The organism is Kocuria nitroreducens, from assembly GCF_042879195.1.
In the GTDB taxonomy this organism is placed as follows: domain Bacteria; phylum Actinomycetota; class Actinomycetes; order Actinomycetales; family Micrococcaceae; genus Kocuria; species Kocuria nitroreducens.
Map to the genome: position 1 here is coordinate 226,700 of NZ_JBHZTC010000002.1, position 14,790 is coordinate 241,489.

The 14,790-nt window shown below is 73.0% G+C and carries 13 protein-coding genes and 1 pseudogene; 3 read left to right on the plus strand and 11 right to left on the minus strand.

The window, feature by feature from the left end:
• Window positions 1-2 precede the first annotated feature (2 nt).
• A complete protein-coding gene (gene prpB / locus ACFYE1_RS02155) occupies window positions 3-911 on the plus strand; it encodes a methylisocitrate lyase (RefSeq protein ID WP_387739447.1) in 909 nt (302 codons plus the stop codon).
• 28 nt (window positions 912-939) lie between these two features.
• Entirely contained in the window at window positions 940-2,082 is a 1,143-nt protein-coding gene (locus tag ACFYE1_RS02160) for a bifunctional 2-methylcitrate synthase/citrate synthase (protein ID WP_387739448.1), read from the plus strand.
• A gap of 111 nt (window positions 2,083-2,193) precedes the next feature.
• Here ACFYE1_RS02160 and ACFYE1_RS02165 read toward each other — a convergent pair whose 3' ends face one another.
• The 10 genes from ACFYE1_RS02165 to ACFYE1_RS02210 all read right to left on the minus strand — a co-directional run bounded on the left by ACFYE1_RS02165 (window position 2,194) and on the right by ACFYE1_RS02210 (window position 12,983).
• The gene (locus ACFYE1_RS02165; protein WP_387739450.1) at window positions 2,194-3,375 is read right to left on the minus strand and encodes a D-alanyl-D-alanine carboxypeptidase family protein; all 1,182 of its coding nucleotides are present in this window, start codon (window positions 3,373-3,375) and stop codon (window positions 2,194-2,196) included.
• 129 nt (window positions 3,376-3,504) lie between these two features.
• On the minus strand, window positions 3,505-4,536 hold the full coding sequence (locus tag ACFYE1_RS02170; RefSeq protein ID WP_387739453.1) for a site-specific tyrosine recombinase XerD: 1,032 nt from the start codon (window positions 4,534-4,536) through the stop codon (window positions 3,505-3,507).
• The gene (locus ACFYE1_RS02175) at window positions 4,533-5,186 is read right to left on the minus strand and encodes an NUDIX domain-containing protein (protein WP_387739455.1); all 654 of its coding nucleotides are present in this window, start codon (window positions 5,184-5,186) and stop codon (window positions 4,533-4,535) included. The genes ACFYE1_RS02170 and ACFYE1_RS02175 overlap by 4 nt, the downstream gene beginning before the upstream one ends.
• 172 nt (window positions 5,187-5,358) lie before the next feature.
• On the minus strand, window positions 5,359-7,083 hold the full coding sequence (locus ACFYE1_RS02180; RefSeq protein WP_387739457.1) for a CTP synthase: 1,725 nt from the start codon (window positions 7,081-7,083) through the stop codon (window positions 5,359-5,361).
• Window positions 7,084-7,137: 54 nt separating this feature from the next.
• Window positions 7,138-8,850, minus strand: coding sequence for a DNA repair protein RecN (recN, locus tag ACFYE1_RS02185; RefSeq protein ID WP_387739459.1), 1,713 nt, complete (start codon window positions 8,848-8,850; stop codon window positions 7,138-7,140).
• The gene (locus ACFYE1_RS02190; protein ID WP_387739460.1) at window positions 8,851-9,921 is read right to left on the minus strand and encodes an NAD kinase; all 1,071 of its coding nucleotides are present in this window, start codon (window positions 9,919-9,921) and stop codon (window positions 8,851-8,853) included.
• A 123-nt stretch (window positions 9,922-10,044) separates the two neighbouring features.
• A complete protein-coding gene (locus tag ACFYE1_RS02195) occupies window positions 10,045-10,791 on the minus strand; it encodes a TlyA family RNA methyltransferase (protein ID WP_387739462.1) in 747 nt (248 codons plus the stop codon).
• Window positions 10,788-11,042 (minus strand): hypothetical protein, encoded by a 255-nt coding sequence (locus tag ACFYE1_RS02200; protein ID WP_387739465.1) that lies wholly within the window; start codon window positions 11,040-11,042, stop codon window positions 10,788-10,790. The genes ACFYE1_RS02195 and ACFYE1_RS02200 overlap by 4 nt, the downstream gene beginning before the upstream one ends.
• Window positions 11,039-12,043, minus strand: a complete 1,005-nt coding sequence (locus ACFYE1_RS02205; RefSeq protein ID WP_387739467.1) for an HAD-IIA family hydrolase — start codon at window positions 12,041-12,043, stop codon at window positions 11,039-11,041. The genes ACFYE1_RS02200 and ACFYE1_RS02205 overlap by 4 nt, the downstream gene beginning before the upstream one ends.
• Window positions 12,036-12,983, minus strand: a complete 948-nt coding sequence (locus ACFYE1_RS02210; RefSeq protein WP_387739470.1) for a hypothetical protein — start codon at window positions 12,981-12,983, stop codon at window positions 12,036-12,038. The genes ACFYE1_RS02205 and ACFYE1_RS02210 overlap by 8 nt, the downstream gene beginning before the upstream one ends.
• 730 nt (window positions 12,984-13,713) lie before the next feature.
• On the opposite strand from ACFYE1_RS02210, the pseudogene ACFYE1_RS02215 reads away from it, so the two are divergent.
• Window positions 13,714-13,944 (plus strand): annotated as a pseudogene (locus ACFYE1_RS02215) (cation:dicarboxylate symporter family transporter); the annotation flags it as partial.
• A 159-nt stretch (window positions 13,945-14,103) separates the two neighbouring features.
• On the opposite strand, the gene ACFYE1_RS02220 reads toward ACFYE1_RS02215, so the two are convergent.
• Window positions 14,104-14,586 (minus strand): GyrI-like domain-containing protein, encoded by a 483-nt coding sequence (locus ACFYE1_RS02220; RefSeq protein WP_387739472.1) that lies wholly within the window; start codon window positions 14,584-14,586, stop codon window positions 14,104-14,106.
• Window positions 14,587-14,790 lie beyond the last annotated feature (204 nt).

Consider the following 14,790-nt stretch of genomic DNA (forward strand, 5'->3'; position numbering starts at 1 on the left):
GCATGCTGTTCTCCACCACCACCCCCGAGGCCAAGCGGATCGCCCTGCGCGAGATGCTGGCCGGTCCCCGGACCGTCCGCTTCCCCGGCGCCTACACCCCGCTGTCCACGAAGCTGATCCAGGAGCAGGGCTTCGACGGCGTCTACATCTCCGGGGCCGTGCTCGCCAACGAGCTCGGCTTCCCCGACATCGGCCTTTCCACCCTGCCCGAGGTGGCCGCCCGGGCCGGACAGATCGCCCGGATGACGGACCTGCCGTGCCTGGTCGACGCCGACACCGGCTTCGGGGAGCCCATGAACGTGGCCCGCACCGTCCAGGAGCTCGAGAACGCGGGCCTGGCCGGGTGCCACATCGAGGACCAGTTCAACCCCAAGCGCTGCGGTCATCTGGACGGCAAGAACGTCGTGGACCTGGACACGGCCGTGAAGCGGGTCCGTGCCGCCGCCGAGGCCCGCCGGGACCCGAGCTTCCTGATCATGGCGCGCACCGACGTCCGCGGCGTCGAGGGTTTGGCCGCGGCCACCGACCGGGCCAGAGCCCTGGTGGACGCCGGGGCCGACGCGATCTTCCCCGAGGCGATGGCCGATCTCTCGGAGTTCGAGGCGATGCGGGCGGCCGTGGACGTGCCGATCCTGGCGAACATGACCGAGTTCGGGAAGTCGCGCCTGTTCACCGCCGACCAGCTCCAGGAGGCCGGGGTGAACATGATCATCTACCCGGTGACCCTGATGCGCGCCGCCCTGGGCGCCATGGAGCGCGTCCTGGACACCATCCGGGCCGACGGCACCCAGGAGGCGGCCGTGCCGGACATGCTCACTCGCGCCCGGCTCTACGAACTGGTGGACTACAACGGGTACAACCAGTTCGACTCCGGGGTGTTCGACTTCGAGGTCCCCGGACTGCACCACTGACTGCACCGACCACGTGAAGGAGACCACCATGACCGAGACCCAGGGCGAGGTCCACAAGGGGCTGGCCGGCGTCGTCGCCGACTACACGGCCATCTCCAAGGTCAATCCGGACACCAACTCGCTGCTCTACCGCGGCTACCCCGTGCAGGAACTGGCCGCGTCCTGCTCCTTCGAGCAGGTCGCTCTGCTGCTGTGGAACGGTGAGCTGCCCACGGAGGAGGAGCTGGCCGAGTTCCGGGCCCGGGAGCGGGAGCACCGGGCCCTGACACCGGAGCTGAAGGCGATCATCGACGCCCTGCCGGCCACCTGCCACCCCATGGACGTGTGCCGCACTGCGGCGTCCGTCCTGGGCGCGCAGGACCCGCAGGCCGAGGACTCCACCCCTGCGGCGAACCTGACCAAGGCGCAGAAGCTGTTCGCGGCCATGCCGGCCGTCGTCTGCTACGACCAGCGCCGCCGCCGCGGCCAGGACGTGGTGCCTCCGCGCGAGGACCTCGACTACGCCGCGAACTTCCTGTGGATGGCCTTCGGCGAGGAGGCCGACCCCAAGGTCGTCGAGGCGTTCAACGTGTCGATGATCCTCTACGCCGAGCACTCCTTCAACGCCTCGACGTTCACGGCCCGGGTGGTGACCTCGACCCTGTCGGACCTGCACTCGGCGGTGACGGCCGCCATCGGCGCGCTCAAGGGACCGTTGCACGGCGGGGCCAACGAGGCCGTCATGGAGACGTTCGTGGAGCTGGGCATCCGCAAGGAGGAGTCCGCCCAGGACGCCGAGGCCCGCGCCAGGGCCTGGATGGACGAGGCCCTGGCGGCCAAGAGGAAGGTCATGGGCTTCGGCCACCGCGTGTACAAGCACGGGGACTCGCGGGTGCCCACCATGAAGGCGGCCCTGGACACGATGGTCGACCACTACGGCCGGGGCGAGATGCTGGGCCTGTACAACGGGCTCGAGAAGTCCATGGACGAGGCGAAGGGCATCAAGCCGAACCTCGACTACCCGGCCGGGCCGACCTACTGGCTCATGGGCTTCGACATCCCCACGTTCACCCCGCTGTTCGTGGCCGCCCGGATCACGGGCTGGACCGCCCACGTCATGGAGCAGGTGGCCTCCAACTCCCTGATCCGCCCGCTGTCCGAGTACAACGGCCCGGACGAACGGCACCTGTAGCGCGGTGCCGGGGGCGGGTCCACCGACTCGCCCCCGGTCCGTCCCGTTCCCTCCCCTGCCCGCTCCCGCCCCGCCGCGGCCCGCGACGGTCCCGGACAGGAAGCGGGACGCTCAGTAGGTCGGCGCCGCGGGCAGCCCCATGTAGTGCTCGAGCGTGGGGATGTCCTGGTCGACCATGCCGGTGGCCACGTGCACGCCGACGTAGCGCAGGTGCCACGGCTCGTAGGCGTAGCCGGTGGTCGCCGTCCGTCCGCGGGGATACCGCACGATGAAGCCGTGCTCGTGGGCGTGCTCGCGCGCCCACGCCCCGGCCGGCGTCCCCTCGAAGCAGCTCTGCAGACCGCACTCCCCGCTCGGGTCGCCGATGTCCATGACCAGCCCGGTCTGGTGCTCGCTGTGGCCGGGCCTGGCCGAGATCAGGTCCGCCTGCGCCTGCCCGTAGAGCGCCACGTAGTGGCGGTAGAGGCCGGACTGCGTGGCGTAGGAGCGGTAGCCGCTGACCGCCGTCAGGGGCGCCCCGTCCGCCGCGGCGGCCCGCTGCATCCGCCGGAACGCCGCGGCGGCGTCCGCCCGCAGGAGCTGCCCGCCCACGGACTCGAGGGGGCGCGGCACGTGGTCGGCGGGGTCGAGGGGGCGGCGCTTGTTGACGACGACGTACACGGACGCGGCGCGGTCGATCTCCCGGGCCACCCGGGTCCCGGCGCCGCGCGCCCAGGTGATGGACCCGCGCTGGAACGTCTGCCGGCAGCTGCCGCCAGCGCAGGACTCCGCCGAGACGGGATAGCCCAGGGCGCCGTGCTCCGCGCCGTGGCGCAACCAGGCCGCCCGGATGCCGCCGGCGGTGGGATGGGCTCCGCTCGGCCGCGACCACAGCACGACCCCGCCCTCGAAGGCCTGGTAGCAGCCGGCGTCGCGCAGTCCGCAGACCTCACGGCCCACGGGGTAGCCCAGCAGCCCCCGCTCGTGACCCTGCGCGGCCCACGCCGCACGGATCGCGCCCCACGTGGGACGCGCCCCGGTCCGCGGGGACCAGTGGATGCTCCCGCGCTCGAACTTCTGGTAGCAGCCGTCCCGGACGAGCCCGCACCGCTCAGGCCCCAGAGCTCTGCCGAGCCGGCCGTCCGCTCCTCCGAGCCGCTGGTGCTCGGCCTGGATCGCCGTGGCCCCGAACGCCGGGGTGCCGAGGCCGGGGAGCACCAGCCCGAGGGCGAAGAGCAGGACGAGCAGCATCCGGCCGGCCCGCCCGGTCCTCGGCGTGTCTCCGCGTGTACTTCCCTGTGTGCTCTTCCGCATGACGTCCCCGTCCGTCCTCCGAGCGGAGCGCTCGGGCGTGGGTCCAGGCTAGGCCCCTGGCAGGTCTTTGCAACAGCACCGGCCGGTGTGTGACCCGTTCAGGACGCGCCGACCGGGAGCGGGCCCGGGCTACCGGGCGCGGGGATGGGCCGCGGCGTAGACCTCGCGCAGGGATTCGACGGTCACCAGGGTGTACACCTGGGTGGTGCTGACCGACGCGTGGCCGAGCAGCTCCTGGACGACGCGCAGGTCGGCGCCGCCCTCCAGGAGGTGGGTCGCGAAGGAGTGGCGCAGCGTGTGCGGGGTGATCCGGTCCCCCAGACCCACCCGCTCCGCCGCGCTCTTCACCGTGGTCCACGCCGTCTGACGGCTGATCCGCCCGCCCCGGGCGTTCAGGAACAGCGCGGGGGTGCCCCGCCCCTCGGCGGCGAGCGCGGGCCGGCCCCGCACGAGCCAGTCGTCCACGGCGCGCACGGCCCAGGAGCCGAGCGGGACCATCCGTTCCTTGCCGCCCTTGCCGAACAACCGCACGAAGGGCATCCCGGCCCCGGTCTCCTCCGGTTCCCCGCTCCGGCGCACGGCCCGGGACAGGTCGTCGACGTCGAGGCCGGTCGCCTCCGAGATGCGGGCGCCGGTCGAGTAGAGCAGCTCGAGCAGCGCCCGGTCGCGCAGCTGCTGGGGGGTCTCGGTGCCGGTCGACTCGAGGAGCGCGGTGACCTGCTCGACCGGGACGGCCTTGGGCAGTCGCATCCCGGGCGCGGGCGGCTGGACGGGAGCCGCGGGGTCCGTGCGCGTGAGGCCCTCGAGGGCCCAGAACCGGTGAGCTCCGCGGACCGCGACGAGGCAGCGCGCGGCGCTGCGGGTGCTCAGGGGCGCGCTGTCCTCCGACCCTGCGGACAGGTCCCGGAGGAAGTCCCGCACGTGTCCCGTGGTGATGCCCTGCAGGGTGGTCACGGGCGGGTCCGTGCGCGCCCGGAGATGCTCGGCGTAGCGGCGCAGGTCCCGCCGGTACGCGGCCAGCGTGTTGGCGGCCAGGCCCCGCTCGACGGCCAGGTGCTGCAGATAGCGCTCCAGGGCCCGCTCGAGCGCGTCACCGGGGACGTCCCCGGGCCGGGCGCCGGACGGCGTCCCGGAAGTCCCGGCGGCCGGGACGCCGGTCACCGGAGGTCGGGGTGGCCGGGCCACGGGGCGTCGGACGGGCGCAGGGACCGGTAGCCCTCCCACCGGGCGGCATGGGCGGCGAGCACCCCGATCACCACGGCGGGCGAGTTCAGGCGGCCCTCCAGTACTGCCCGCACCGCGCCGTCGAGCGGGACCCACGCCCCGTGGATCTCCGCCTCCTCCCCGTCGCGCTCGTGGAGCTCGTCGTCAGGGACGTCGCTGAGATCCCGGGCCAGGAAGATCCGGTTCGCCTCCGAGGAGGAACCGGGGCTGTTGTGGAAGTCCACGAGGACGTCCCAGCGCTCGGCGCGCAGGTCGGCCTCCTCCGCCAGCTCTCGCCGTGCCGCCGCGGCGGGGTCCTCGCCCTCGACGTCCAGCAGGCCGGCGGGGATCTCCCACATGGTCATCCCGACCGGCCGGCGGTACTGGTTGATGAGGAGCACCTCGTCGTGGTCGTTGAGCGCGAGCACGGACACGGCGCCGGGGTGGGTGATGTAGTCGCGCCGGAGGGGCTCCTCGCCCCGGGCGAGCTCGAACTCGTCGCGCCGGACGTTCCAGATGAAGCCCTCGTAGACCGTCTCGGAGGTGACGGTGCGGCGATCGCTGAGCTCGTCGGCGAGCTCCTCGGGTGCGAGGTGGCGGATGTCCATGGGGGTCCCTTTCGGATCGGCCGCCCGTCGCGGGGCGGCGGAGGCGGCGACGGGCGAGGTGCGGAGTGCGGCGGCGACGGGCGAGCCGGAGCGGTGGGGAGACGGTGCAGGCGCCGGTCCTCGCGAGGACCGGCGCCTGCACCGGGACGCCCGTGCGGCGACGGGCGGGAAATCAGCGGCCCTCGGCCTCACGGCGCTCGAGGGCCGCCTTCACGAGCCCGTCGAACAGCGGGTGCGGGCGGGTCGGGCGGGACATGAGCTCGGGGTGCGCCTGGGTGCCCACGTAGTACGGGTGCACGGCGGCGGGCAGCTCCACGAACTCCACGAGGGTGCCGCCCGGGGAGGTCCCGGAGATCACGAGTCCCGCCTCCTCGAGGCGCTCACGGTACTCGTTGTTGACCTCGTAGCGGTGGCGGTGGCGCTCCTTGACCTCGGTGGAGCCGTAGGCGCCGGCCACCACGGACCCGGGCCGCAGCTGCGCGTCGTAGAGGCCGAGCCGCATGGTGCCGCCGAGGTCACCGGCGCCCTCGACGAACTGCTTCTGCTCGTCCATGGTCGCCACGACCGGGTGCCCGGTCTCCGGCTCGAACTCGGTCGAGGAGGCCCCGGCCAGCCCGAGCTCCGCGCGGGCGAACTCGATGACCATGCACTGCAGGCCCAGGCACAGGCCGAGGGTCGGGATGCGGTGCTCCCGGGCGAAGTGCAGGGTGCCGAGCTTGCCCTCGATGCCGCGGATGCCGAAGCCCCCGGGGACGCAGATCGCGTCGACATCGCCGAGCTCGCGCTGGGCGCCCTCAGGTGTCTCGCACAGGTCGGAGGCCACCCACTTGATCTTCACGCGGGCGTCGTTGGCGAACCCACCGGCGCGCAGGGCCTCGGAGACCGAGAGGTAGGCGTCCGGCAGGTCGATGTACTTGCCGACCATGGCCACCGTGACGAAGTGGGCGGGCTCGTGCACGGCCTGGAGCAGACGCTCCCACTGCGCCAGGTCGGCGTCGCGGTAGTCCAGCCCCAGGTAGTCGAGGATGTAGGTGTCGAGGCCCTGGGAGTGCAGGGTCCTGGGGATGTCGTAGATGCTCGGGGCGTCCGGGCAGGAGATCACGGCGTCGTGGTCGACGTCGCAGGCGTTGCCGATCTTGCGCAGCATCGTGTCCGGGACCTGCCGGTCGGAGCGCAGCACCAGCGCGTCCGGCTGGATACCGAGCCCCCGCAGCGCGGCCACGGAGTGCTGGGTCGGCTTGGTCTTCAGCTCGCCCGAGGGGCCGATGTACGGGATGAGCGAGACGTGCAGGTAGAACACGTTGCGGCGGCCGACGTCCTGGCGGACCTGCCGTGCGGCCTCGAGGAACGGCTGGGACTCGATGTCGCCGACCGTGCCGCCGATCTCGGTGATGATGATGTCCGGCTGGTCGTCGCCCTGCGCGCGGCGGCGCATGCGGTTCTTCAGCTCGTCGGTGATGTGGGGAATGACCTGGACGGTGTCCCCGAGGTACTCGCCCCGGCGCTCCTTGGCGATGACCGTGGAGTACACCTGGCCGGTGGTCACGTTCGCCGAGGCGTCGAGGTTCTCGTCGAGGAACCGCTCGTAGTGGCCGATGTCGAGGTCGGTCTCCGCCCCGTCGTCGGTCACGAAGACCTCGCCGTGCTGGAAGGGGTTCATGGTGCCCGGATCGACGTTGAGGTACGGATCCAGCTTCTGCATCGTCACGGAGAGCCCGCGTGCCCGCAGCAGCATCCCGAGGGAGGAGGCGGTCAGGCCCTTGCCGAGGGAGGAGGCCACGCCGCCCGTCACGAAGATCTGGCGGGTCACCTTGCCCGGTCGCTGGTCATCGGTCTGCTGTGCGCCGGCCTCGTGGGCGGCTTCGTTTGCATTCACCACGGAATTCGACCCTATCATTCTTGTCCGTTCGGGACGTCGGTTGCGTGCTGGGGACCACCGTGCGCGAGCACCTCAGAGCACCGCGCCGCGGACCAGTTCCCGGGCGTGCTCGCGCGCCGCCGCGGAGTCCTCGTGGCCCGCGAGCATGCGGGCGAGCTCCACCACGCGCTCCTCCTCGTCGAGCACGCGCACGTCGCTGACCGTGGCGTCCGTGCTCTTGGTGACGAGGATGTGCTGGTCGGCGAAGGCCGCGACCTGCGGCAGGTGCGTCACCACGAGGACCTGGACGTGCTGGGCCAGCATCTTCAGCCGGCGGCCGATCTCCACGGCCGCCTTGCCGCCTACCCCGGAGTCCACCTCGTCGAAGACGAAGGTGGGCACCGGGTCCACGGCGGCGAGGACCACCTCGATGGCGAGCATGAGACGGGACAGCTCACCGCCGGACGCGCCCTTGCCGAGGGGCCGCGGCGCGGCGGAGGCGTGCGGCTTGAGGAGGAACGAGATCTCGTCCCGCCCGTGGCCGGAGAACTCCTCCGTGGGCTCGACGTCGATGACGAGGGAGGCGTTGGGCATGGCCAGCGCTGTGAGCTCGGAGCTGACTGCCTCGGAGAGCCGGTGCGCCGCGTCCCGGCGCCGTTCGGTCATCCGCGCGGCCAGCTCGGCCAGCTCGGTGTGCAGCTGCTCGAGGCGCGCCCGGAGCTCCTGCTCCCGCGCGGGATCGTCGGTGAGCTCGTCGAGGCGCGCCCGCGAGCGCTCGGCCCAGCCGAGGACCTCGTCCACGGTGGCGCCGTACTTGCGGGTCAGTGCCTTGAGCTTGGCCCGCCGGGTCTCGACCTCGGCCAGGCGGGCGGGGCCCTCGTCGTCGAGCCCCGACGCGTATCCGGAGAGGTCCGCGGCGATGTCGTTGACGAGCACGGCCAGCTCGGCGACCCGTCCGGACAGTTCCTCGAGATCGCGGTCGGACCCGGCCTCCTGCGCCAGGGCCCGCTGCGCCGCCGCCACGAGGGCAGTCGCGTCCGGGGTGTCGGCGTCGGCGAACTCCCCGCCGCTGAGAGCGGCGTGGGCAGTGAGGGCGGCGGCGCGCAGCTGTTCGAGGTTGGTCAGCTTCTGGCTCTCCTGGTCGAGGCGCTCGTCCTCCCCGGGCTGGGGGTCCACGGCATCGATCTCCTCGAGGGCGCCCTGCAGGCTCTGCGCCTCCAGCGCCCGTTCACGGCCGTGCTCGGTGACCTCGCGCAGGGTCTGCTGCACGGAGCGGTACTCTGCGAGCCGCTCCCGGTACCGGCGCAGCTCCGCGGCCAGCTGCTCCCCCGCGCACTGGTCCAGGGCGTGGCGCTGGGCGGCCGGTGACTTCAGCCGCAGCTGGTCGGACTGGCCGTGCACCGCCACCAGGGTCTGGCCCACCGCGGAGAGGGTGCCCACAGGAGCCGAGCGGCCACCGACATGGGCGCGGCTGCGCCCCTCCGCGGTGACGGTCCGTGCAACGGTGACGAGGGCCTCCTCGGCGTCCCCGACGGCCTCGACGTCGACCGCCCCGCCGGCGTCCTCGACGAGCACCGCGGCCGGGTGCCCGGCCGGGACGCGCACCACCGCCTCGGCGACGGCCCTGGGTGCGCCGGAGCGCACGGCGCCGGCGTCGGACCGGTTGCCCAGCAGCATCCCGAGGGCGGTGACCACCATGGTCTTGCCCGCGCCGGTCTCACCGGAGAGGATGCTCAGCCCCGGCCCGAGGGGCAGCACGGCGTCGGTGATGACGCCGAGGTCGTGGATGTGGATCTCCTCGATCATTCAGTCGGCCTCCCCGGTCACGTCCTGAGCGCGGTGGGACGAGGTGTCCGAATCGTGCGGCATCTCGTGCCCCACCGTGGACTTCTGCGGCTCCTGCGCCCACCCGCCGGTGGACCGGTCGGCGCGGACGGTGGTCAGGGCCGTGGTCCGCGCCGCGGCCGCCTCGTGCGGGGGGACGGGCCCGCGCCAGCCGCTCGTGGGCAGCTCGAACTTCCGCACGAGGCGCTCCGAGAAGGGGGTGTGGTGCATCCGCGCCAGGTTGACCGCCTTCGGCGAGCGCACCACCTCGATCCGGGAGCCCGGCGGCAGTCCCGTGGTCCGGCGCCCGTCGCACCACAGCACGCCGCGGGCGTCGGTGCGGGTGAGGACCTCGACGGCCATCATGGAGTTCGGGGAGATGACCAGGGGCCGGGAGAACAGGGCGTGGGCGCTGAGCGGCACCATGAGCAGCGCCTCGACCTCGGGCCACACCACGGGCCCGCCCGCGGAGAACGCGTAGGCGGTGGAGCCGGTCGGGGTGGCGAGGACCACGCCGTCGCACCCGAAGGTGCTCAGCGGCCGGCGGTCCACCTCGATGACCACCTCGACCATCTTCTCGCGGTCGCCCTTCTCCACCGAGGCCTCGTTCAGCGCCCAGGTGTGCAGGACCTTCTTCTCGTCCTGCCACACGGTGACGTCGATCGTCATGCGCTGCTCCACCGTGTAGCGCCCGTCCACGACGGCCTCCACGGACTCGTGCAGGTCGGAGCGCTCGCTCTCGGCGAGGAAGCCCACGTGGCCCAGGTTCACGCCCAGCAGCGGAGTGTCCACGCTGCGCACCAGTTCGGCGGCGCGCAGGATGGACCCGTCCCCGCCGAGCACCATGACGAGCTCGATCTCGCGCAGGGAGACGTCCTCCTCGATGACCTCCACGGGCGCGAGGGGCACCGCGTCCTCCAGGAGCGCCTCGAGGTCGTCCCGCGAGATCACCGGCACCAGGCCGGCCTCGTGGAGCTGGAGACAGGAGTCGCGGGCGGCATCCTTGGCCTCTTGCCGGCCCATGTGGGCCATGACCAGGATCTTTCTGCTCACCGGGTCCTCCCGTTCTCGACTGCTCGCTGCACGCGGGCGTCGTCAGGACCGGGACCGGCCCGTGGCGCACGCCGTGCCCGCGGACCGGGCACCGCTCACCACCCTACGCGAGGGCGAGGACACTCAGGACGGTGGATCCCGGCGGCACCACAGGAAGAACTCGTGGTTGCCGTCCTGCCCCGGCAGCGGGCTGCGCTGCCGGCCCCGGACCGAAAGGCCGTGGGTCCGGGCCGCTGCGGCCACCGCCTCCACGGCACGGGCACGCTCGTGCTCGCTCGTGACCACCCCCGTGCGCGCGAGGCGGTCGGCGCCGACCTCGAACTGCGGCTTGACCATGAGCACGAGCTCTCCGCCGGGCACCGTGGACGCCGCCAGCGGTTCCAGGACCAGGGTCAGCGAGATGAAGGACAGGTCGCAGACCGTGAGCTCCGCCGGGCCGCCGATGTCCTCGGGGCGCATCCAGCGCACGTTCGTCCCCTCGAGCACCCGGACCCGGGAGTCTGCCCGGAGCGAGGGATCGAGCTGGTCGTGGCCCACGTCCACGGCGACCACCTCCCGGGCGCCCTGACGCAGCAGCACGTCGGTGAACCCGCCCGTCGAGGCGCCGGCGTCGAGGCACCGCTTGCCCGCCACGTCGATGGCCGGGAAGGCGGCGAGCGCCCCGGCGAGCTTGTGCCCGGCCCGGCTGACGTAGTCCGGGGCGTCCGCGGGCCGGACCTCCAGCAGGTCGTCGGGGCCGACGCGGACGGAGGGCTTGGTCGCGGGCCGGCCGTTCACGAGCACCCGTCCCTCGCCGATCCACCGGGCGGCGACCGTGCGGGAGCGGGCCAGCGCCCGCACGGTGAGCTCCTGGTCGAGTCGGGAGCTCACCGCGGCCCCGCCTCCTCCTGTCCGGTCCGGCGGTGCGGCACGAGACCGGCGGGGACGGTGCCGGGCTCGGCGTCGAGCTCGGCGACGAGGGCCGCGTGCAGCTCCTCGTAGCAGCCTGGGTGCTCCGTGACGGGCAGCCGCTCCAGCTCGCCGGCACGATCCAGCACGGCGTCCACCCCGGCATGACCGGTCGGGCGCAGGGCTGCGCCGTCGTCCCCGGCCGCGTGCGACGGCTCGGCGTGCCCGGTCACGGGTCCGCCTCCCACTCGAGGTCGGGGACCACAGGGACGTCGGTGTCGGGGTGCGCCGCCCACCAGGCCGCGCACGCGGCCCGCCAGGCGTCGAGGTCGTCCTGGGAGCCCCGGATCCGCAGCCGCGTGCCGTCGCTCTCGGCGTCCGCCGCCCCGCAGGTCGCGGTGTGCTTCCCTGCCGAGGACGAGACCTCGACGTCGGGGTAGGGCTCGAAGAGCGCGTGCAGGGTGCCGACGACGTGGTCCGGGCGCTCCGCGGTGCACGCGGCCAGGATCGTGTGCACGGTGTCCACCCCGGTGAGCACCGCGATCGTGGCGAAGCCGGCGGCGTTGCCGCCCCGGATGTCCGTGTCCAGCCGGTCCCCCAGCACCACGGGACGGGTGCTGCCCGCCCGCTCGGCAGCGGTGCGGAAGATGGGGGCCTCCGGCTTGCCAGCGACGACCGGCGGCCGCGCCGTCGTCGCCGCCACGGCGGCCACCAGGGTGCCGTTGCCGGGTGCCAGACCGCGGGCCTGCGGAATGGTGCGGTCGGTGTTGGTCGCGACCCACAGCACGTCCGGGTCGGCCAGCGTGTACGCGGCCTCGGCCAGCTCGGCCCAGCCCAGACCGGGGTCGAAGCCTTGGATCACGGCGCGGGGCGCGGCGGCCTGATCCCGGACCGGGACCAGTCCGGCGTCCGCGACGACGTCGGCCAGGGCCTGGGAGCCGGTGACGAGCACCGCGGTGCCGGCCGGAACCCGTTGCGCCAGGAGCTCGGCTCCCGCCTGCGCGGCGCTCACGACGCCGTGGGGGTCCGTGGGCACGCCCAGCTCCGTCAGGTGCTCGGCGACCGTCGCGACGGAGCGCGAGGCGTTGTTCGTCACGAACACCACGGGCACGCCGTCCGCGGAGATCCGGCGGAGGATCTCCGGAGCCCCGGGGATGGCGTGCGGGCCGGCGTAGACGACGCCGTCCAGGTCGCTCAGGACAGCGTCGAAGCGGTCGAGCAGCCGCTCAGCCACGCTGCGGGCCGCCGTCCTCGACGTCGCCCGGGTCCTCGCCGTCGAGCTCCACGAGCTCCGCGTCGTCGTCCGGGTCGAGATCGGCCTCGGAGCCGCCCTCGAAGTCGTCGTCGGGGTCGAGGTCGTGCTCCCGGTCCTGCGCCTCGTCGTCCACGTCGTGCTCCTCGTCTGCGCCCTCGTCGAGCACGTCCCCGGCCTCGTCGTCCACGCCGCCGTCGGGGTCGTTGCCCAGGTCGCCTCCGGCCGCAGCGGGTGCGTTCCCCGCCGGGTCCGTCCCGGCGGTCGGCCCGACCGGGCTCTGGCCCCGTGCGTCCGTCTGGTCCTGGGTCGGCTCGTCGGCGTCGGCCAGGACGACGCCGTGCGCCGGGACCTGCTCGGTCTCCTCCTCGTCGTCGAAGTCCACGATCTCCGGCTCGGAGAACTGCCCCGTCCCGAGGGCGGCCTCGGCCACCACGGCCTGCCGGTCCCACGTCAGGGCCTCGCGGTCCTTCCCGACGCCCCGCAGCGCCTCGGCGTAGGCGCGGAACAGCCGGGGGCTGTAGGGGAACCCCCGGTTCTTGTCGAGCTGTGGAATGGTCAGCGCATCCACCGCCCCCTGGGGGTCCCCCTGGTCCCGTCGCATGCCGGCCAGGACGATGGCCAGTTCCACCTTCTCGCTGGGCTCGAGCGACTGCACGGCCTCCGACGTCGCGAGCTCCACAGCCTTGTCCAGGCGCCCGAGGGCCCGTTCGCAGTCGACCATCAGGGGAAGGTGGAGCTCAGCTCCGGTCATCCGGCGGAACGTGCGCAGCTCCTTGAGCGCCAGCGCGAAGTCACCCGCCTCGTACGCGGCGATCCCGGTCGCCTCCCGCACCGCCGCGATGCGACCACCGCGCCGTCCGGCCGCCTGCGCGTGCTCGAGCGCGAGCTCGGGGACGTCCAGCAGGTAGCGTCCGGCCATGACCAAGTGCTTGGCGACGGCCTCGGCGTTGCGCGGTTCGAGCGCCCCCAGCTGGGCACGGGTCGGTTTGTCGAGCTCGCGACCCGTGATGTCCTCGTCGACCTCGGGCGCCCGATGACGATGGGTCGAGACGTCGTCCCGGTCGTCACGCCGACCTCGGTAGCCCTCGTTCCGGTCCGGGAATCCACCGCGACGGTCGCCCCGCGGGGCGTACCCACCACGGCGGTCGTCCTGACGGTCGTCACGACGGCGGTCGTCTCCGTAGCCCCCGCGGCGATCACCTTGCCGGTCGTCACGACGGTCGCCCCGCGGGGCATACCCACCACGGCGGTCGTCCTGACGGTCGCTGCCGGGCCTGCCGGTTGCGCCTCGACCCTCCGAGCCACGACCGCGCGCCTCGCCGTCACGGGCTGGGCTGCGCCGACCGTCGTCGATCCGGCGCCGGGACGGCGAACCGGACCGGTCGCCCTCGCGCCCGGCTCCTCCGCCGGACCGGCGATCGCCGGAACTCCCGTTCCGGCGATCGTCCCGGGACCCGTGCTGGAAAGACTCGGACACGTACCGCTCCTCTGTGCCGACGTGGTGCCGGTCGGCTCTCGTGGATGTCGGCGGTGGCCGGAGAACGGTCCGCCATGTTGATCATTGCCATTGTATAAGCAGGTCCGACGACACTTTGTCCCGATCCGTCCCCGGCCGCGCCCTCGGCGGATGACGGGTCCATGACCTGGCCTACGTGGGCTTCGTCCTCATGCGGGGCATCACGATGGTCGCCGTCCCCGGTGTCCCTGGCGATGCGATCATGGCCGCAGTCGGCCTGCTCCAGGGCATGCTCGGCCAAAACCAGACCGCGGTGGCCCTCATGATCGCCACGTACATCGCCATCGGCTTCGTCGGCACCGCGACGAACGTGACCGGGGACGGTGTCATCGCCCAGGTCACGATCAAGTGCAACGGCCGGCGCCCCGAGACCGGGACCGTCCGGGGAATCCCCGAAGAGCTGGCGCTCTCGGAGGCCCCACCTGCTCGGCAGACCCCCGGACAACAGATCCGCTCCACGACGAAAGGCCCCGACCATGCGGTCGGGGCCTTTCTCGGCGTGGGCAGAGCGACCCGTGGGACATCAGGGACGGAGCGTCCAGTGGAGCTCGGTGACCATGTCGGCGGGATCGTCCCCCGGCCGGGGCTCCGTCACGTACACCTCCCACATGCGGTCACCGAGAGAGAGCCCCTCACGCCCCGCCCACTCCGCAAGCTGCTGCCAAGAGCTCCCCAGGTCGTCGTAGTCGCCACGGTGCACGGACGTCGCCACACGGGAAGCAGGCAGTCGGCCGGCCTGTACGGGGCCCCTGGGCGTGACCTGTCCTTGCACCGGGAATCCCACCTCCAGGTGCACCGTCTCTGCCGGCACTCCGTGGTACACGGCCAGTGCCGGTCCGGACGGCTCGAAGGCCCCATCGGCGATCGCCTGTCCCAGATCGGCGAAGGCACGGTCGAAGAACTCCCGCAGCCCACTCATGGCCACTGTTCCCGTCACCACCGCCGTCGCCTGCTCGTCCTGCTCGGTCACTGTCGGGGTTCCGGGATCACGGTTCGTCGCATTCATGCCAGCATTCTCCGCCGATGACCGAAGCCGTGCTTCTGTTACGAGAGGCTGGCGGGCGTGGACTGCGGTTCCGGGTCGGGCATGGGAACAGGCCCCCACCCATGCCGGTGGGGGCCTGTGCTGCTGCTGCGGTGGTGTTAATGTGGGGAGCCCCCGGCACGGGTGTGTCGGGGGCTCGACCCTGGTGGTGTGGTCCGGCGGTGT